Below are 19,047 nucleotides of genomic sequence, written 5' to 3' on the forward strand. Positions count from 1 at the left end.
AGGCGCCATTCGCCGCCTTCTCTCATGGCTATGACGTGTTTCGGAGTGGCCTCGGCCACGCGCGCGAACGCGTGAGCTGCCCGGTGGAGCGAAGCGGAGGCGAGCGGAACCGGGCAGATCGCGAAGCGATGCCGCGTTCGCCCAGGCCCGGTCGCGTAGCGAGCCGCCCGGCGAGCGAAGTGGGCCGGGACTTTGAAACGCAGCCTAGTCGGAGCGGGTGCCTCGGGGGTGGGCCTGGCGGTGGACTTGCCTCAGGCGTTCTGCGGATACGTGCGTGTAGATCTGGGTCGTCTGCAGGGACGCGTGGCCGAGGATCTCCTGGACGCTCCGCAGATCGGCGCCGCCTTCGAGGAGGTGGGTGGCGGCGGAGTGGCGGAGGCCGTGCGGGCCGAGGTCAGGAATCTCCCCCACCTCCGAGATCCTCGTGTGGACGATCCGCCGGGCGCTGGTGGGGTGCAGGCGACCGCCACGTGCGCCGAGAAAGAGGGCGGGACCGCTGTTCCGGGTCGCGAGTTCGGGGCGTCCGGCGCGCAGCCAATCCTGGACGGCACGGGCCGCGGGCTCTCCGAGAGGAACCGTGCGCTCGCGTCCGCCCTTTCCCAGGACTCGCACGGTCCCGCGACCGGCGTCCAGGTCATCGACGTCGAGCCCGCACAGTTCACTCACCCGGACTCCCGTGCCGTAGAGGACCTCCAGGACGGCCAGATCGCGAAGCCCCACGGGCCCTTCGGCGTCCACGGTGTCCAGGAGACGTGCCGCGTCGTCCTGGGTGAGGACGGTTGGGAGATCACGCCGTCGCTTGGGCGTGCCCAGCAGGAGACCGGGGTCGTTCTCAAGAAGCCGCCGCCGGTGCAGATGGCGGGTGAACGCGCGGATCGCCGCCGTCCGTCGGGCCAGGGTCGCCCGGGAGCGGCCAAGAGCATGTTGACGGGCGAGCCATGCCCGCAGAACCGAGATCTCCAGCTCGGCCGGCTCCGTCAGGCCCGTATGGGCGGCATAGGCGCAGAAGTCGGCCAGATCGCCGAGGTAGGCCCGCAGGGTGTGGGGTGAGACGTTCCGCTCCGCGCGCAGATGACGGCCGAATTCGGCGACGGCGTCCTCCAGCGCGTTGGTCACAGGCGTCACGCTGCGCCAAGCCCGCGATCGAAGCAAGCACCGAACCCCGGTTTCGAGCGAATCGACCGAATACTCCTCCGGCGTTATCCACAGAACGGTGTTCTGTGGCCACGTTCCGTGACGCTCCGGCACTGTCGAAGGCCGGAGGTGACCGATGAAAGCCCACATCAATCTCGGCCGGCGCGGCGAGGACGCCGCCGCCCGGTACCTGACCGGCCTCGGCTGGACGATCCTCGACCGCAACTGGCGGTGCCCTGACGGCGAACTGGACATCGTCGCCCATGACGGGCGACGGCACGTCGTGTGCGAGGTGAAGACCCGCCGGACGGCCCGTTTCGGTGACCCCCTCGACGCGATCACCGCCGCCAAGGCCGCCCGGTTACGGCGGCTGGCCTGGCGGTGGGCCGACGCCCACGGCGTCAGAGGCGCGCCGCTGCGCGTGGACGTGCTCGGCCTGATCGGCGACGGCGACGACTTCTCGATCGATCACCTTGAGGAGGTGTGCTAGATGACGCTGGCCAGAACGCGCTCGGTCTCCCTGGTCGGCGTGGACGGCTTCGTGGTGGACGTCGAGGCGGCCATCACCAGCGGCGTCCCGGGCCTGCACCTCGTCGGTCTCCCGGACACCGCCCTCAGCGAGGCGCGCGACCGCGTCAGAGCAGCGATCTTCAACTCGGGCGAGGACTGGCCCAACCGCCATGTCACGGTGTCGCTGTTCCCGGCGAGCATGCCGAAGAAGGGCGCGACCTTTGACCTGGCCATAGCGATCGCGCTGCTCGGGGCCGCGGAGGTGGTCCCGCCGCGCAGCTGCGCGGAGATGGTGCTGATCGGCGAACTGGGCCTGGACGGACGCGTCCGTCCCGCGCAGGGCGTGCTGCCCGCGGTGCTGGCCGCCGCGAACGGCGGGTACCGCACGGTCGTCGTCCCGCGCGCCAACGCCGCGGAGGCCGCACTCGTCCCGGATACGAAGATCGTGCCCGCGAGCACGCTCCGCGGGCTGCTGTGCTTGCTCCGCGACGAACCACCGCCCTTCGAGGAGGACGAGGATGAGCGAAACTCTCCTGCGCCTCCGAAAGGGTTCGGCCTGCGGCAGCAGGACATCTCACCCGACCTGGATCTGGCCGACGTCAGGGGCCAGGCCGAGGCCCGCCGCGCCCTGGAGATCAGCGCCGCCGGTGGGCACCACCTGTTCTTCGCCGGCCCGCCGGGCTGCGGGAAGACCATGCTCGCGGAGCGGCTCCCGACGCTGATGCCGCCCCTCGAACCGGAGGTCGCCCTGGAGGTCACCGCGATCCACTCCGTCGCCGGCACCCTCCGGCCGGGCCAGCCTCTGATCATGCAGCCCCCGTTCTACGCACCGCACCACACGGCGTCCCGTGCCTCGATGGTCGGCGGCGGCTCGGGTCGCGTGCTCCAGCCCGGCGCGGTCTCCCTGGCCCATCGAGGGATCCTCTTTCTGGACGAGGCGCCGGAGTTCATCGCCGGGACACTCGACGCCCTCCGGCAACCACTCGAAGAAGGCGAAGTGCGAATCAGCCGCATCGAGGGCATCGCGCACTTCCCGGCACGGTTCACGCTCGTCCTCGCGGCGAACCCGTGCCCGTGCGCGGCGGCGAAGCAGATCGACTGCTCCTGCGCCCCGGGCGTCCGCCGCAAGTACGCGAGCCGGGTGTCCGGCCCCCTGCTCGACCGCATCGACCTCAAGCTGGAGCTCACCCCGGCCAGCCGTGCCGAGCTCCGCTACGACCTGGAGTTCGCCGAGTCGAGCAAGGTGGTGGCCGAACGGGTCATGGCGGCCCGCGAACGAACGATGAAACGCCTCGCCGGTACACCATGGCGGTCCAACTCCGAGGTCCCCGGGCCGGAACTGCGCCGCCGCTTCACACCGCCCCAGGATGCGATGCACGGCGTCGACGAAGCTCTGCAACGGGGAACGCTCAGCGCTCGCGGCCTCGACCGGATCCTGCGGGTGGCCTGGACGATCGCCGATCTCGCGGGCCACGGCGAACCCGGGCCGGACGACGTCGGCGGCGCGCTCACCCTCTGGTCTGCGGGGCGCCAATGAGCGACGAGCGAACCGCCCGCGCCGCCCTGACCGCGGTCGCCGAACCCGGGGACGCCTTCCTCAACCGGATGATCGATCACTGCGGTCCCGAGGACGCGCTGGAGGCCATCCGGACCACCCTGCTCCCCCGGGGCCTGTCGGCCACCCTTCAGGAGGTTCGGCGTCTCGACAACTGGCGGATCCGGCTCATCGCGGCGGAACCCGACCAGGACATGGCCGTGTGCGCGCGCTTCCGCGGCCGCTTCGTCTGCCCGGGAGAGCCCGAATGGCCGACGACCCTCGACGACCTCGGCACCGGGCGCCCGTACGGCCTGTGGCTGCACGGGCCCGGCGACCTGCGCTACAGCTGCCTGCGTTCGGTCGCCGTCGTCGGCTCCCGCGCCGCGTCCCCCTACGGCCTGCGCGCCGCCGCCGACTTCGCCTCCGAGCTCGCCGACCGGGGCTGGACGGTGATCTCCGGTGGTGCCCTCGGCATCGACGCGGCCGCCCACCGCGGTTCGCTGGCCGCCGACGGGCCGACCGTGGCGGTCCTGGCGAACGGCGTGGACGTCCCCTACCCGGCGTCCAACGAAGGGCTCTTCGCCGAGATGGCACGGCGGTCGCTCCTCGTGAGCGAGTCACCGCCGGGCACTCACCCGCACCGCCTCCGCTTCCTCGTCCGCAACCGCGTGATCGCGGCCCTGTCCCGCGGCACGGTGGTGGTCGAGGCGGAGGCGCGCAGCGGCGCCCTCAACACCGCCGGATGGGCGGCCAAACTCGGTCGGCTGGTGATGGCGGTGCCAGGCCCGATCACCTCCCGATCCTCGGTCGGCTGCCACCGCCTCCTGCGCGAGGAGGGCGCCACCCTCGTCACCCGCCCCGAGGAGATCATCGAGGCCGTCGGCCGCATCGGCGCCGACCTGGCCCCGCCGCCGGCGACGCCCGTCCTGCCCCGCGACCGCCTGGAACCGGTCACCCGCTCCGTCCTTGAGGCGTTCCCCGCTCGCGGTGCGGCCGGGCCCGCCCAGCTCGCCGTCAAGGCGGGCGTGGAACTGAACACCGTCAACGCCAAGCTCGGCCTGCTCGCCGCAGGGGGCTTCATAGAGCGCGCGTCCTCGGGCTGGCGACTGACGAGGTCCGGCAGGTCGAACAGCCCGCCCACCCTGCAGTCGGCCGACCCGCCGCCCCTCCCCCACGCCGACGACGACCACCCGCAGGAGCTCCGATGACCCGACGCGACGATCATCCGCCTGAGTCACCGGCCGGAGCGGTGCCTGGAGGTGGACGGCCTCGGCTTGCTGTTCAAGAAGCAGCTCACTGTCGACCGGGGCTTCGTGTTCCATCTGCCGGCCGCGCGCCTGAGCCGGTCATGGGCCGCGGTGGGGCGGTGGAGCGTCGACCTCGCCGAGCGCAGAGTGGAAGGCACCCTCCTGCGTCGCTACAGGAACGAACCCAGCGGAAGAACTCGTAGGTGCCGGCGGGCTATTGCTCGGCGGGGAGTTCGAAGTCGCTCTTCGCCAGTTCCTCGACGTTGACGTCCTTGAAGGTGACGACGCGAACGTTCTTGACGAAGCGAGCCGGACGGTACATGTCCCAGACCCACGCGTCCTGCATGGTGACCTCGAAGAAGACCTCGCCGTTGTCGACGCTGCGCACCTGGAGGTCGACCGAGTTCGTGAGGTAGAACCGGCGCTCGGTCTCGACGACGTAGCTGAACAGCCCGAGGACGTCGCGGTACTCGCGATAGAGCTGCAGCTCCATCTCGGTCTCGTACTTCTCGAGATCCTCCGCGCTCACGCTCGTGCCCCTTCCGTGCGGTCCTCGTCGGGGAGCTCCCCCTCGGTCTCCTCCTCCAAGACCACATCTCCATTGTTACGCAAGGCACGCCCGACATTGACGTAGGAGAAGCGATGCTCAGGACACGGGCCGTGCGCGGCGAGCGCCATGCCGTGCGCACGGGTCACATAGCCCTTGTGGACATCGAAGCCGTACTCGGGATACCTCTCGTGGAGGTCCACCATGATCCGGTCCCTGGTGACCTTCGCGATGATGGACGCCGCGGCGACGCAGGCCGCGACCTGGTCACCCTTGATCATCGGGAGGGCGGGGACGTCCAGCCCCGGAACCGGGAACCCGTCGCTGATGACGTACGCCGGGCGCTTGTCGAGTGCGGCCAGCGCCCGCCGCATCCCGGTGATGTTGCACCGGTGCAGGCCCAGGCGGTCGATGTCGTGGCACGGGATGATGACGGCGCTCCATGCGTAGGCACGCTGGGTGATCTCCGCGTAGAGCCGCTCGCGGCGGGCGGGTGTGAGGAGCTTGGAGTCCGTGAGGCCGTCGATCTTCCCTCGTCCACCCTGGAGGATCACCGCGCCGACGACCATCGGCCCCGCGCAGGCCCCCCGCCCCGCCTCGTCGACGCCGGCGACCGGGCTGAAACCCGCGTGGCCGAGAGCCCGCTCGTACGCGAACAGCCCCGCGTCCCGGCGCGGCGTGAAGCGGAGTGGACGACCGTTCATGCTCCGCAGCGTACGTCCCAGCAAGCCCCGGCCGCTCCCCGAACGCCGCGCTTACTGCCGTATGCCACACCACACGAAAAACCGCCCAAGGCAGAAGCAGCCCACTGGTCCTGTGCGCCCCCGGCTCCACACCGACCCAACGCTGCAATGCGCTGGGCCAGACAAGCACCGACCGTAAGAGCACCATGCGCCAGATGCCCTAGCGAATGAAAGACCCGACCCTGAAGATCAGGCCCCAACCAAGCCGGCCTCGCCAGCCCTTCAGCAAGCTTGATGCCCCAGCCCCGAACGGTCAGGTCTCCCAGCCGGGGCGACCTCACCAGGATCTCCGCAACTCAAAGCCCCCCGGGATGGTCAGGGCCTTCGGCCAGGCCGGTCTCGCCAGGGCTTCAGCGCGCCCAAGGATCTGGCCCTGGGCGGGCGGGTGCCGGTCGGGGTGGCTTCGCGGATTTCGGGGGTCAGGGTCTCTGGCGGTGGCGGCGTCGGATGTAGGCGAGAGGGAAGGTGCAGAGGACGCCCAAGGCGTAAGGGGCCGCGGGGAGGGCGGCTGCGGCGGACTTCTCCAGGGCGGGTTGTTTGAAGGTGGCCGGGATCGGCAGAGTGCCGAGGCGGTCCAGAGGCCAGACGATGACGAAGGCGCGGCCGATCACGCGGTCGATCGGGATGGTGCCGCCGCCCGGGTCGCCGCGGTGGGAGCGGGAGTCGTAGGACAGTTCGCGGTGGTCGCCCATCACCCAGAGCTGACCCGGCTTCACGGTGACGTCGAAGGGGTCGTTGGAGGGTTTGTTCTGCTCATGGGTGATCGGATCGGTGAAGATGTAGGACTTCTCGTCCAGGGGGACCCCGTTGACGGTGACGCGGCCCTGGGCGTCGCAGCACTTGACGTGGTCGCCGGGGATGCCGATGACGCGCTTGATGTAGTCCTTCTCGTTGGGCGCGACGCCGAAGGCGGTGCCGACGGCGCGCAGAGCCTTGGAGACGGGATTGCTGGGCTCGGCGACCTGGACTTCGGGGTCCCAGGAGTCGAGGCCGTTGAAGACGATGACGTCACCGCGGGCGATGTCCCGCGTGTGGTAGACGATCTTGTTGACCAGGACGCGGTCGCCGACCTGGAGGGTGTTCTCCATGGAGCCGGACGGGATGTAGAACGCCTGGACCGCGAACGCCTTGATGACGAGGGCCAGCACGACGGCGACCACGATGAGGACGGGAAGCTCTTTCCAGAAGGAGCCCTGCTTCTTCTTCTTGCGCTTGCCGTTGCCTTCGGAGTCGTCGGCCGTCTCATCGGCCGAGTCCACGGGCTCCTTCTCTTCGGGCACCGCGCCCTCGGCTTCGGATCGCACGTCTCTCCGATCGTCCTCGTCAGTCATCAGAGCGAAAGCCTAGCGGCGCGGTGCCCGTGGGACGCCGTGCGTGGGCGTGTCGCCGACGGCCAAGTCGATCTTCTCCGTCCAGAACGGGCAACGCCCCGGGCACCGTCGCGGGTTCCCGGGGCGTCGTGGTCCATCGGCTCAGTGCTCGCGCTTCTCCTTGATGCGCGCGGCCTTGCCGCGCAGGTTGCGCAGGTAGTAGAGCTTGGCGCGGCGGACGTCGCCGCGGGTGACGACCTCGATCTTGTCGATCGAGGGGCTGTTGAGCGGGAACGTCCGCTCGACGCCGACGCTGTAGCTGACCTTCCGGACGGTGAAGGTCTCGCGAGCGCCGCCGCCCTGCCGCCGGATCACCACGCCCTGGAAGACCTGGATACGGCTCCGGTTGCCCTCGGTGACACGCACGTGCACCTTCAGCGTGTCGCCCGGACGGAAGTCCGGGACGTCGGCGCGCATCGCGGCCTTCTCGATCTCCTGGATCAGGGTGTGCATCGCAGCGGTTCCTCGTTGTCGAACGCGGGCGTCGAGAGGCCCCGGTGGGTCTTTCGTGGGGGCGTCGCGCCGCGGAAAGTGGTCTTGGGGTGCCGTGCGGTCAGGACGCACGGACGCTTTAGTCTGCCATACCTTCGCCGTCAACCGGAAAACCGGCCTCGCGCAGCACGGCGCGGTCATGCTTGTCGAGGGCCTCCGGAGCGAGGCGGGCGAGCAGTTCGGGGCGGTGCCGGGCCGTCCTGCGCAGCGACTCGTCCCGCCGCCAGCGGGCGATCGCGCCGTGGTGACCCGAAAGAAGAATGTCCGGAACAGGCCGCTCGCGCCAGACGGGGGGCTTGGTGTAGACGGGGCCCTCCAGGAGCGATTCCATCGCGCCGGGGGCGAAGGAGTCGTCGGCGACAGAGTCGGCGTTGCCGAGGACACCGGGCAGAAGGCGGCCGATCGCCTCCACCATGACGAGGACGGCGACCTCTCCGCCGGCGAGGACGAAGTCGCCGAGGCTGACCTCGTCCACCGGCATCCGGGTCCGGGCCTCTTCGGCGACGCGGGAGTCGATGCCCTCGTAGCGCCCGCAGGCGAAGATCAGCCAAGGCTCCGCCGCGTACCGCACCGCGTCCGCCTGCGTGAACGGCCGCCCGCTCGGCGTCGGAATGATCAGCCGGGGCACCATCCCGGGGGCCGATGACGCTCCAGCAGGCGCCTCGGCCTGCGGTTCACCGGGCGATCCTGGTCCGGACGCGGCAGGCACGCCCGTTCCGGCGACGCCAAGGGAACCCGTTCCGGCGGCGTCGGACGAACCCGCTCTGGGCGCGCTGGGCGAACCCGTCTCGGGCCTCCCGGACGAGTCCGTCCCGAAGGCATCAGAGGAACCTGCCCTGGTGGCGCCAGACCCCGCCGCATTCGAAGAAGCTGGTCCGGACATGCCAGGCGGCGTCCCGAAGGCGCCGGGGGGAGCCGATTCGTAGACGCCCTGCCGGCCGGTAGCGAACCGGCCTCCGAAAGACGCGTCTCCCAGACCGGGCGAGCCCACCTCGGACACACCGCCAGAAGATGGCGCGCCGGAGACGTCTCCAGGTTGGGACGTCTCGCCGGGCATGAACTGGCTGGAAGGGCCGCCGGACGGCGAGGAAGGGGACGTCCCTGGCAGGGATCCCGAGAAGGGGGGCACCAGGGTGTCGAGGACCTCGCCCCAGGGGTCGGGCTTCATGACCATGCCGGGGCCGCCGCCGTACGGGGTGTCGTCGACGGTGCGGTGCCGGTCGTGGGTCCATTCGCGCAGGTCGTGGACGCGGACGTCCAGCAGTCCGGCGCGCCGTGCCTTGCCCAGGAGGGAGATGTCCAGCGGGGCGAAGTACTCGGGGAAGATCGTGACTATGTCGAGTTTCATGATTCGTCGAGCAGACCGGGGGGCGGATCGATGACGAGCCGCCCCCCGGGAACGTCCACCTCGGGGACGAGCGCGGCCACGAAGGGGACCAGCTTCTCGCCCCCGGCCCCGCGCACGACCAGGAGATCCTGGCCGTGGTGCAGGACGTCCGCGACCTGGCCGATCTCGGCCCCGTCCGTGGTGAACACGGCGAGTCCGAGCAGTTCCTGGTCGTGGAAGTCGTCCGGGTCGGCGGACTGGGGGATGTCACCGGGGTCGACGACGAGCCACGTTCCGCGCAGTTCCTCCGCGGCGTCGCGGTCGCCGATCCCGGCGAAGCGCACGAGCAGGCGTCCCGAGTGCCAGCGTTTCCGCTCGACGGTGAGCGGACCGGCGGTGACGGGATCGGTGGTGATCGCCGTGCCCGGGGCGAACCGGGACTCCGGCTCGTCCGTGCGGACGTCGACGGCGACCTCGCCGCGAATCCCGTGCGGCCGTCCGATCCGTCCCACCACGAGCGGTTCGCTCATCGGGACGCCACTCAGCGGACCTCGTTGACGTCGAGCAGGTCGACACGCACGTAGCGGCCTCCGGAGAGGGCGCTGATCACCGTGCGGAGGGCCTTGGCGGTGCGACCGCTTCGGCCGATGACCTTCCCGAGGTCCTCGGGGTGCACGCGCACCTCCAGGACCCGGCCGCCCCTGATCCGACGGGCGCGAACCTGGACGTCGTCCGGGTTCTCGACGATCCCGCGGACCAGGTGCTCGAGCGCTTCTTCGAGCACGTCAGCCCTCGCTCTTGGCTTCGTCGGTCTCGGTGGCCTTCGCCTCGGACTTCTTCGGCTCGGCCTTCTTCTTGCCGCGGGTCGCGGTGCCGGCGGCCTCGTCGTCGCCCAGCGACTCCTTGACGGCGGCCTCGAAAACGGCCTTCTTGTCGGCCTTCGGCTCGGCGACCTTGAGGGTGCCCTCGGCACCCGGCTCGCCCTTGAACTTCTGCCAGTCGCCGGTGATCTTCAGCAGGTTGAGCACGGGCTCGGTCGGCTGCGCGCCGACACCCAGCCAGTACTGCGCACGCTCAGAGTCGATCTTGATGAGCGAGGGCTCCTGCTTGGGCTGGTAGAGCCCGATCTCCTCGATGGCCCGCCCGTCCCGCTTGGTGCGGGCATCGGCGACGACGATCCGGTACTGCGGGTTCCGGATCTTCCCCAGACGCTTGAGCTTGATCTTGACTGCCACGGGTGTGGTGTACTCCAACTTCATCACTGGATGGACGGGCCCGCGCCAGGTGGGGAACACCGGCTCACGGCCGCCCGATGGACTCCGGTCGCGCAGGACGAGAGAGGGCGCCTCGCGATTCCGGGTTTCCAGCCTGCCATTGTGCCAGACGTTCGCCGCGAAAGCGCAATCGCACCGCCCGGGTGTCGCCCTGTCTCCCCGACGCCCAGACCACCCGCAAGCCACCCCCACACCCACAACCCGGCACCCCCAACAGATGACCGGCAGCGGACACGCCAGAGCCGCCCCGAGCTCGATCACCCCCGCCCGCCACATCCACAAGAGCAGAAGCACACGTGTAGCCCGCACAGCGGCCGAGCATTTTCCGGCCAGAGCGCACGACCAGGACAGCCCCCCGCCTGAGCACCGCCCCCATGGCAGACGAGCACCTTGGCCAAAGCACGGGCCTCAAACCCGCGCCTCAGCACCGCCCCCACGGCGGGCGAACACTCTCCGTCCAAAGGCGCCTACGCATGCAGACCCGCAACCCTGCGCAGCCCACACGGCAGGCGGGTCCAGTCAGAGCGCGGGCCGGGGCAGGCTCGCGGCTGAGCGTTGTCCGGGCGGTGGGGTGAGCGCCCTGGGGCCAGGACTTGGGCTTGAGGAGGCCCGTATCCGTGCGGTGGTTGGCGGCTTGGGCGATCTTGAGGCTGCTGGGCCGTGGGGTCGGGTGTGCGGTCCGTACGGACTGCGCTGGAGCGAATCCGCCGGATACGCGAGCGGGTCTCGCGGGCGCGCCGAGGTTCGGTGCGGGTTGGCTTGGATACCTCGGGCGGGCGTGAGGACGGGGCCCGGGGCCCCCGGCCGCGTGGTTCTGGGTGTGCTCGGGCCTCGCGGCGGGGGTGTCGGGTTACTTCTTCTTGCGGCCCTGGAGTTTGTTCAGGTCGGGCATCTGGAAGCCGGGCGGGAGCTGGCCGCCCAGGCCGGGCGGGAGGGCGCCGCCGCCGAGGCCGGGCGGGAGGCCCTTCGGCATGCCCTCGGCCGCGGGGGCCTGCTCCTTGGGGGCCTGGCCCCCCGCGGCGCGCTTGCGGGGGTCGCCGCTGCGCTGCTTGCCCTTCTTGTTCTTGGCGGCCTTCGCCGCCTTGGCCGCCTTGCGCCGGCCGCCGGGCATGCCGGGCAGGCCCATGCCGCCGGCCATCTGGCGCATCATCTTCTGCGCGTCGAAGAACCGGGTGACCAGGCTGCTGACCTCGCCGACGCCGACGCCGGAGCCCTTGGCGATGCGGGCCCGCCGCGAGCCGTTGATGATCTTCGGCTGGGCGCGCTCCTGCGGGGTCATCGAGCGGATGATCGCGGCGATGCGGTCCAGGTCCCGGTCGTCGATCTGGCTGATCTGGTCGCGGACCTGGCCCATGCCCGGCATCATCCCGAGCAGGTTCCCGATCGGGCCGAGCTTGCGGATCATCATCATCTGCTCGAGGAAGTCCTCGAGGGTGAAGTCCTCGCCCGAGGCGAACTTGCTGGACATCTTCTCGGCCTGCTCGGCGTCGAACGCCTGCTCGGCCTGCTCGATCAGGGTGAGGATGTCGCCCATGTCGAGGATCCGGCCCGCCATGCGGTCCGGGTGGAAGACGCTGAAGTCCTCCAGCTTCTCGCCCGTGGAGGCGAACATGATCGGGCGTCCGGTGATGTGCCGGACGGACAGGGCCGCGCCGCCGCGCGCGTCGCCGTCGAGCTTGGTGAGGACGACGCCGTCGAAGCCGACGCCGTCCATGAACGCCTGGGCGGTGTTGACCGCGTCCTGGCCGACCATGGCGTCGACGACGAACAGGATGTCGTCGGGGTGGACGGCGTCGCGGATGTCGACGGCCTGCTGCATCATCTCGGCGTCGATGCCGAGGCGGCCGGCGGTGTCGATGACGACGAAGTCGTGCTGGGCGTGCCTGGCCTGGTCGATCGAGCGGCGCGCCACGTCGACGGGGTCGCCGACGCCGCTGCCGGGCTCGGGCGCGAACACCGGGACCCCGGCCCGCTCGCCGACGACCTGGAGCTGCTGGACGGCGTTGGGGCGCTGGAGGTCGGCCGCCACCAGCATCGGGGTGTGGCCCTCCTGCTTCAGCCAGCGGGCGAGCTTGCCGGCGAGGGTGGTCTTGCCGGCGCCCTGGAGGCCCGCGAGCATGATCACGGTCGGCGGGGTCTTGGCGAGCCGGATCCGCCGGGTCTCGCCGCCGAGGATGGTGATGAGCTCCTCGTTGACGATCTTGACGACCTGCTGCGCCGGGTTCAGCGCCTGCGAGACCTCCGAGCCCTGCGCCCGCTCCTTGATCTGAGCGATGAAGTCCTTGACCACGGGGAGCGCGACGTCGGCCTCGAGGAGCGCGATCCGGATCTCGCGGGCGGTCGCGTTGATGTCGGCCTCGGAGAGCCGGCCCTTGCTGCGCAGCGACGAGAAGACCGTCGTCAACCGGTCGGAGAGCGTCTCGAACACGTGTCTGGACCGTCCTTGGAAAGCTTCTGGGATCGCCTATCAGCGTATCGGGTCGTCGGCGAGCCCCGCCCCCTTCGGCAAACCGGTTCAGTGAAGGGTTCTGAGGACGCGGGTCCGGACGGCCGCCAGCGCGTCGGGGTCGTCGAGCGGACGGCCCTGGCCGTCCACCACGTAGAAGACGTCCACGGCCTCGGCGCCGAGGGTGTCCACCTGGGCGGCGCGGACCTGGAGGCCGCAGGATCCGAGGGCCTGCCCGACCCGCCACAGGAGTCCGGGACGGTCGTGCGCCCGGACCTCGACGACGGTGGCGGTCCGCGACGCGTCGTCCACGATCATGACGCGCGGGGGCGGCACCGTGACGCCGGGCCGGATCCGGACCGACCGCGCCCGCCGCTCCAGCCGCTCGGCCACGTCGAGGCGTCCGGCGAGCATCCGCCGCAGGTCGGCCTCCAGGCCGGCCGGGTCCGGCGGCGTCCCGTACTCGGGGACGGCCGTGAAGTCCAGCACCGCCGTCTGGGCGGACGAGGCCGACGGGGAGGAGATCACGCGCGCGGTCTTCACGGCCAGGCGGTGCAGGGCGAGGACGCCGGCGGCGCGCCAGAGCAGGCCCGGGCGGTCGGGGGCGGCGATGGTGATCCGGGAGCCCGTGACGCGGACGGCGGCGCCGTCGTGGCGGGCCAGGGCGAGGTGGTCGGCGGCGAGGGCGGGGGCGGGCGGGGGCGTGCCGCCGGAGAGCGCGGCGGCGGCGCGGCGGGCGAGTTCGGCGACGAGGCGGGCCTTCCAGGCGCCCCAGGCGGCGGGGCCGGTGGCGCGGCCGTCGGCGACGGCGAGGGCGGCGAGGATGTCGACGACCTCGCGCTCGCGGCCGGGCGCCCCGGACACGGCGGCGGTGACGGTCTGGACGGTCACCGGGTCGTCGATGTCGCGGCGGGTCGCGGTCTCGGGGAGCAGCAGGTGGTGGCGGACGACGGTCTCCAGGACGCGGACGTCGTCCTCCGGGAGGCCGAGGCGGGCGCCGATGTCGCGGGCGACGACGGCGCCGGAGGTGGAGTGGTCGCCGGGCCAGCCCTTGCCGATGTCGTGCAGGAGGGCGGCGATCAGGAGCAGGTCGGGACGGGCCGCCTCGCGGGTCAGGGCGGCGGCGCCCGCGGCGGTCTCGACGAGGTGGCGGTCGACGGTGAAGCGGTGGACGGGGTTGCGCTGCGGGCGGTTGCGGACGCGCTCCCAGTCGGGCAGCAGCCGGACGATCAGTCCGGCCTGGTCGAGGGCCTCCCAGACCGCGATGGCGGCGGGTCCGGCGCCGAGCAGGGAGACGAGCGCGTCGCGGGCCTCGGCGGGCCAGGGGACGCGCGGGAGGGCGGCGCGCTCGGCGAGCCGGGCGACGGTGGCGGGGGCGAGCGGCAGGCCCGTCTGGGCGGCTGCCGCGGCGACGCGCAGGATCAGGGCCGGGTCGTTCAGGTCGGCGCTCCGCGCGAGGACGACCTCGCCCTCGTGCTCGACGGCGCCGTCCCCGACCGGCCTGCGCTCCACGCCGCGCCTGCCCGCGCCCTGCGGGACGCCGGGGGGCTGCGGATGCTTGGCCCTGGTGTAGTTCTCGACGCGGCGCCACAGGTGGGACGCGCCGTAGGTGATCGTGCGGGCGGCCTCGGCGATCGAGCGCTGCAGGACGTCGGCGTCCATGAGCCCGAGGGCGCGGGCGACGGCCTGCTGCTCCTGGAGGACGAGGCGGTCGCTGGAGCGGCCGGTGACCTGGTGGAGCGCGTGGCGGATGTCGAGGAGCAGGTCGTGGGCGGCGCGCACCCGGGCGTCGGGGGCGGAGGCCACCCAGGACGCGGCGACGGCGTGCATGACGTGGACGTCCCGCAGCCCGCCGTGGGCCTCCTTGAGGTCGGGTTCGAGCAGGAACGCCAGCTCGCCGTGGGTCTCCCAGCGTTCGCGGCACAGCGCCGACAGCTCGGCCAGCCGGACGGGGGCGTCGGCGCGCCAGTCTGCGAGGACGGCGGCGCGCAGCTCGTCGACGAGGGTGTGGTCCCCGGCGACGCGGCGGGCCGACAGCAGGCCGAGGGCGGCCTTCATGTCGCCGCGCGCGACGGTCCGCGCCTCGGCGACGGTGCGGACGGAGTGGTCGAGGCGCAGCCCGGAGTCCCAGACCGGGTACCAGACGCGGTCGGCGATCGCCGCGACGCCGGCCAGGCCGCGATGCAGCAGGACGAGGTCGAGGTCGCCGCCGGGGGTCAGCTCGCGCCGCGCGTGGCTCCCCACCGCGACCAGCGCCACCCCCTGCGGCACCGGGGCGTCGCCCGCCGTGAAGGCCCCGTCGCGCGGCCCGCTCTGCGAGCCCCCGCTCTGAAGGCCGCCGGACGAGGCGGCACCCTGCGAGGCGCCTTCGTGCCCGGCGCCGCCCTGCGGCGGAGGTTCGGGGTGGGGACGGCCGGGAGCCAGGAGGGAGGCCAGCCAGCGGTCGAGTGCGGCGGCGCGGGCGGCGCGGGCGGTGGACAGGGCGGCGCGGGCCGAGTCCGGAGCGGCGCCGCCGGCCGGAGCGGGCGCGGGGGCCCGGTCTCCGGCCGGCGGGTGGGCGAGGGTCACCGTGCTCCCTAGAGGGCTTCCGGTCCGGTCTCGCCGGTGCGGACCCGGACCACGGTGTCGACCGGCACGGCCCACACCTTCCCGTCGCCGATCTTGTCCGTGCGAGCCGCCTTGACGATCACGTCGATGATGTCGTCGGCGTCCTCGGCCTCGACCAGCACCTCGACGCGCAGCTTGGGCACCAGGTCGACCTGGTACTCGGCGCCGCGGTAGACCTCGGTGTGGCCCTTCTGCCGCCCGTAGCCGCTGGCCTCGCTGACGGTCATCCCCTTGACGCCGAAGGCCTCCAGCGCCTTCTTCACCTCGTCCAGCTTGAACGGCTTGATGACCGCCGTGATGAGCTTCATCCCTTCGCCTCCACCTTCTTCGCCGGGACGGCCGGGGCGGGCGACGCCGCGGTCGCGCCCGAACCGATGCCCGCGCGGATCGTGCCGAAGTCGTAGGCGGTCTCCGCGTGCGCCGTGCTGTCGATGCCGGCGGCCTCGTCGTCCTCGCTGATCCGGAAGCCCATCACCAGGTCGATCACCTTGGCGATCACGTAGGTGACGACGAAGGAGTAGGCGAGCGTCGCAAGGACGGCGACGGCCTGCTTGCCGAGCAGCGCGAACCCGCCGCCGGCGAACAGCCCGTCGGCGCCGGCGTCGTTGACGGCGGTGGTCGCCAGGAACCCGATCAGCAGGGCGCCGACGATGCCGCCGACCATGTGGACGCCGACGACGTCCAGCGAGTCGTCGTAGCCGAGCTTGTACTTCAGGCCCACCGCGAACGCGCACACCGCGCCGGCGACCAGGCCGAGGGCGAGGGCGCCGAGCGGGGTGACGAACGCGCAGGCCGGGGTGATCGCGACCAGGCCGGCCACCACGCCCGAGGCGATGCCGAGGGTCGTGGACGCGCCGTCGCGCAGCTTCTCGACGACGATCCAGGCGAACGCGGCGGCGCAGGTCGCGACGAGCGTGTTGATGAACGCGACGGCCGCGGTGGAGCCGGCCGACAGCGCGGACCCGGCGTTGAACCCGAACCAGCCGAACCACAGCAGGCCGGCGCCGAGCAGGACGAACGGCAGGTTGTGCGGCCGCATCGGCTCCTTCGGCCAGCCCTTGCGCTTGCCGAGCACCAGCACCAGGGCGAGCGCCGCGACGCCGGCGTTGATGTGGACGACCGTCCCGCCCGCGAAGTCGAGCGCGCCGAGGTGGAACAGCCAGCCGGACTTGCCGCCGTCCTTGCCGTCGGACCACCACACCCAGTGGGCGATCGGGAAGTACACCAGCGTCGCCCAGACCAGGGTGAACACCACCCAGGCCCCGAACTTGGCACGGTCCGCGACCGCGCCGCTGATCAGCGCGACGGTGATGATGGCGAACGTCGCCTGGAAGGCCACGAAGACCAGCTGCGGGATGCCCGTCCCGTCGTCGGCCGTGGCCGCGTTCTCCAGGCCGACGAGCCCCCAGTCGCCGAACCCGCCGATGAACGAGCTGAGCCCGCCGCCGTCGCCGAAGGTGAGGGAGTAGCCGTAGACGACCCACGCCATGCCCACCACGGCGATGCTGACGAAGCTCATCATCATCATGTTGAGGACGCTTTTGGCCCGGCTCATTCCCCCGTAGAAGAAGGCCAGGCCCGGTGTCATCAGCAGGACGAGCGCGGTGCTCGTCAGCATCCAGGCGGTACTACCGCTATCGATCTTCATCTCTGAGCGCGTCCCTCCTCGCCAGGAACTTCGAACTGCTCAGAGACTCTGGCGCGGCCGTTTCGCCCGGTATGCCGCTACGTTTCCGCCATGTGAAACCCGACTTCAGCGTGTTTCGCCGTTGTTTCCAAGTCCTCACATGCCGTATTTACGCGGTTTGCGGGCCGGTGCAAGCCCCGTTCAAGGCCGGCGCAAGGCCCGTTCAGTCGCCGAGGATCGCGTCCACGAACGCCTCGGGCTCGAACGGCGCGAGGTCGTCCGGTCCCTCCCCCAGGCCCACCAGCTTCACCGGGACGCCGAGCTCGCGCTGCACCTGGACGACGATGCCGCCCTTGGCGGTGCCGTCCAGCTTGGTGAGCACCACGCCGGTGACGTTGACGACCTCGGCGAAGACCCGGGCCTGCTGCATGCCGTTCTGGCCGGTCGTCGCGTCCAGGACGAGCAGGACCTCGTCGACCGCGGCCTGCTTCTCCACCACCCGCTTGACCTTGCCGAGCTCGTCCATCAGCCCGGTCTTGGTGTGCAGCCGCCCCGCCGTGTCGACGATCACCACGTCGACCTTGGTGTCGATGCCCTGCTTGACGGCGTCGAACGCGACGCTCGCGGGGTCGGCGCCCTCGTCCTTGCGGACGACCTGCGCGCCCACCCGCGTCCCCCACGTCTCCAGCTGGTCGGCGGCGGCGGCGCGGAAGGTGTCGGCGGCGCCCAGCAGCACGGTGTTGCCGTCGCCGACGAGGACGCGGCCGAGCTTGCCGCAGGTGGTGGTCTTGCCGGTGCCGTTCACGCCGACCACCATGAGGACGGCGGGACGGTCGCCGTGCGCCTCGGTGTGCAGGGAGCGGTCGATGTCCGGGCCGATCTGCTTGAGCAGCTCCTCCTTGAGCAGCTCGCGGACCTCCCCCGGGCTGCGCGTGCCGAGGACCTGGACGCGGGTCCGCAGGTCGTCGGTGACCTGCCGGGCCACCGCCGTGCCGATGTCGGCGGCGATCAGGGTGTCCTCGATCTCCTCCCAGGCGTCCTCGTCGAGGGTGTCGCGCGAGAGCAGGACGAGGAGGGTCTTGCCGAAGGCGTTCTGGGAGCGGGCGAGCCGGGCCCGCAGCCGCACGAGCCGCCCCGCGCCGGGCGGGGGCCTCTCGATCTCGACGGCGGGCCGCGCCGACGGGGCCTCCGCCGGCGGCGCCTTCTCGATCGTGGGGGCGCCGGTGTCGGCCGCGTCGGCGGCGGTGGCGCCGCCGGTGCGGTCCGAGGGGCGCTCGACCGGCGGGCGCGGGCGGGGCCGGCGCGGCCGCAGCAGCGTGATGCCGCCGATGATCAGCGCGATCACGGCCAGCGCGGCGATGACGATCACATATTCCATAACGCCCCCAGTTTTCCAGACGAGCACTCCCGCGCGGACACGCTGCGCCGGGCCCGCCGATCATGCGGCGAGCCCGGCCGGGCGCGCAACCGCGCGGGACGCCCGAACGCCCCGGACGCCCGCGCCGGGCAGGGTAGATCAGGCATTACCCCCAGGGAGGGATGCCCGTTCGGAGGACTCCCACTCGTCGACGTTGCGGAGCAGGGCCTCCAGGTAGGAGCGCAGGTGGGTGCGGTAGACGTCGCTGTAGGTGCGCAGGTAGGCGATCTCGCGCTCCAGGGCGAGGCGCTCCCCGTCCGGGAGGGTCTCGGGGCGGGACGCGGGCGGGGCCTGCGGGGCGGCCGTCCGGACGGCCGCCTCGGCGACGGCGACGGCCTTGCGGTGGGCCTCCTCCAGCATCTGCTCCGCGCGGCCCTTGGCGTCGGACAGGATCGCCTCCCGGTGCAGCCTCGCCTCGTGCGCCAGCTCCCTGGTGTAGCGCTCGGCGTCGGCCACGTACAGGTCGGCGGTCTGCTGGGCCTGCGACAGGATGCGGACGGCCTGGAAGTGGGCGTCCTCGGGGGCCATGACGCCGCGGGCGCCCGAGGACGCCTGGGCCCGCAGCCGGTTCACCTCGTCGGCGAGGGCGGCCTGGTCGGTGAAGATCTTGACGAGTTCCCGCTCCACGTACTGCAGGAAGTTGCGGACCTGCTCCTCGTCGTATCCGCGGCGCCCGAGGGCGGCCCGGGCGAACACCACCGAGTGGAGTTCGCCCGGGCTCAGCCGCGAGCCCTCGGAGACGACCGGAAGGTTCGGGGAGTTCAACGCG

The 19,047-nt window shown here is 71.8% G+C and carries 17 protein-coding genes and 2 pseudogenes; 3 read left to right on the top strand and 16 right to left on the bottom strand.

Features of this window, described 5'->3' with window-relative positions; all coding sequences use genetic code 11:
- Window positions 1-204: 204 nt before the first annotated feature.
- Complete coding sequence (locus ACQEU6_RS17400) at window positions 205-1,116, bottom strand: tyrosine recombinase XerC (RefSeq protein ID WP_499333146.1); 912 nt, start codon at window positions 1,114-1,116, stop codon at window positions 205-207.
- 154 nt (window positions 1,117-1,270) lie between these two features.
- Between ACQEU6_RS17400 and ACQEU6_RS17405 the strand changes: the two genes are divergently transcribed.
- From ACQEU6_RS17405 to dprA, 3 genes are read left to right on the top strand one after another with little or no spacing between them, the layout of a single operon-like run.
- Entirely contained in the window at window positions 1,271-1,624 is a 354-nt protein-coding gene (locus ACQEU6_RS17405; RefSeq protein ID WP_499333149.1) for a YraN family protein, read from the top strand.
- The gene (locus ACQEU6_RS17410) at window positions 1,625-3,181 is read left to right on the top strand and encodes a YifB family Mg chelatase-like AAA ATPase (RefSeq protein ID WP_499333151.1); all 1,557 of its coding nucleotides are present in this window, start codon (window positions 1,625-1,627) and stop codon (window positions 3,179-3,181) included.
- Window positions 3,178-4,389: a DNA-processing protein DprA gene (gene dprA / locus ACQEU6_RS17415; protein WP_499333153.1), complete on the top strand. Its 1,212-nt coding sequence runs from the start codon at window positions 3,178-3,180 to the stop codon at window positions 4,387-4,389. The genes ACQEU6_RS17410 and dprA overlap by 4 nt, the downstream gene beginning before the upstream one ends.
- A gap of 253 nt (window positions 4,390-4,642) precedes the next feature.
- Here dprA and ACQEU6_RS17420 read toward each other — a convergent pair whose 3' ends face one another.
- From ACQEU6_RS17420 to ACQEU6_RS17490, 15 genes and pseudogenes are all read right to left on the bottom strand, one after another.
- Complete coding sequence (locus tag ACQEU6_RS17420) at window positions 4,643-4,957, bottom strand: DUF2469 domain-containing protein (RefSeq protein ID WP_499333157.1); 315 nt, start codon at window positions 4,955-4,957, stop codon at window positions 4,643-4,645.
- The gene (locus ACQEU6_RS17425; RefSeq protein ID WP_499333161.1) at window positions 4,954-5,679 is read right to left on the bottom strand and encodes a ribonuclease HII; all 726 of its coding nucleotides are present in this window, start codon (window positions 5,677-5,679) and stop codon (window positions 4,954-4,956) included. Before ACQEU6_RS17425 ends, ACQEU6_RS17420 begins: the two co-directional genes overlap by 4 nt.
- 458 nt (window positions 5,680-6,137) lie before the next feature.
- On the bottom strand, window positions 6,138-7,022 hold the full coding sequence (lepB, locus tag ACQEU6_RS17430; protein ID WP_499333164.1) for a signal peptidase I: 885 nt from the start codon (window positions 7,020-7,022) through the stop codon (window positions 6,138-6,140).
- Between the two features lie 168 nt (window positions 7,023-7,190).
- Entirely contained in the window at window positions 7,191-7,541 is a 351-nt protein-coding gene (gene rplS, locus ACQEU6_RS17435) for a 50S ribosomal protein L19 (RefSeq protein WP_149257798.1), read from the bottom strand.
- Between the two features lie 118 nt (window positions 7,542-7,659).
- Window positions 7,660-8,286: pseudogene (locus ACQEU6_RS17440) on the bottom strand (RNA methyltransferase); the annotation flags it as partial.
- Window positions 8,287-8,640: 354 nt separating this feature from the next.
- Window positions 8,641-8,928, bottom strand: a pseudogene (locus ACQEU6_RS17445) (tRNA (guanosine(37)-N1)-methyltransferase TrmD); the annotation flags it as partial.
- On the bottom strand, window positions 8,925-9,437 hold the full coding sequence (gene rimM / locus ACQEU6_RS17450; RefSeq protein ID WP_499333167.1) for a ribosome maturation factor RimM: 513 nt from the start codon (window positions 9,435-9,437) through the stop codon (window positions 8,925-8,927). The gene rimM and the pseudogene ACQEU6_RS17445, both read right to left, overlap by 4 nt.
- An 11-nt stretch (window positions 9,438-9,448) precedes the next feature.
- Complete coding sequence (locus ACQEU6_RS17455) at window positions 9,449-9,691, bottom strand: RNA-binding protein (RefSeq protein WP_179843326.1); 243 nt, start codon at window positions 9,689-9,691, stop codon at window positions 9,449-9,451.
- Window position 9,692: 1 nt separating this feature from the next.
- Window positions 9,693-10,142, bottom strand: coding sequence for a 30S ribosomal protein S16 (rpsP, locus tag ACQEU6_RS17460; RefSeq protein WP_499333169.1), 450 nt, complete (start codon window positions 10,140-10,142; stop codon window positions 9,693-9,695).
- An 889-nt stretch (window positions 10,143-11,031) separates the two neighbouring features.
- On the bottom strand, window positions 11,032-12,609 hold the full coding sequence (ffh, locus tag ACQEU6_RS17465; RefSeq protein WP_499333171.1) for a signal recognition particle protein: 1,578 nt from the start codon (window positions 12,607-12,609) through the stop codon (window positions 11,032-11,034).
- 87 nt (window positions 12,610-12,696) lie between these two features.
- Window positions 12,697-15,195, bottom strand: coding sequence for a [protein-PII] uridylyltransferase (locus ACQEU6_RS17470; RefSeq protein ID WP_499333173.1), 2,499 nt, complete (start codon window positions 15,193-15,195; stop codon window positions 12,697-12,699).
- A gap of 8 nt (window positions 15,196-15,203) precedes the next feature.
- Entirely contained in the window at window positions 15,204-15,542 is a 339-nt protein-coding gene (locus ACQEU6_RS17475) for a P-II family nitrogen regulator (protein WP_089312877.1), read from the bottom strand.
- Window positions 15,539-16,882 carry an ammonium transporter gene (locus ACQEU6_RS17480; protein WP_499333177.1) on the bottom strand — a complete coding sequence of 448 codons (1,344 nt, stop codon included), beginning with the start codon at window positions 16,880-16,882 and terminating at the stop codon, window positions 15,539-15,541. The genes ACQEU6_RS17475 and ACQEU6_RS17480 overlap by 4 nt, the downstream gene beginning before the upstream one ends.
- A 202-nt stretch (window positions 16,883-17,084) precedes the next feature.
- Window positions 17,085-18,239, bottom strand: a complete 1,155-nt coding sequence (ftsY, locus tag ACQEU6_RS17485) for a signal recognition particle-docking protein FtsY (RefSeq protein WP_499333179.1) — start codon at window positions 18,237-18,239, stop codon at window positions 17,085-17,087.
- Between the two features lie 138 nt (window positions 18,240-18,377).
- Window positions 18,378-19,043, bottom strand: coding sequence for a DivIVA domain-containing protein (locus tag ACQEU6_RS17490; protein WP_499333180.1), 666 nt, complete (start codon window positions 19,041-19,043; stop codon window positions 18,378-18,380).
- Between the last annotated feature and the right edge of the window lie 4 nt (window positions 19,044-19,047).

Origin of the sequence: Spirillospora sp. CA-108201 (genome assembly GCF_050936235.1) — a bacterium.
In the GTDB taxonomy this organism is placed as follows: domain Bacteria; phylum Actinomycetota; class Actinomycetes; order Streptosporangiales; family Streptosporangiaceae; genus Spirillospora.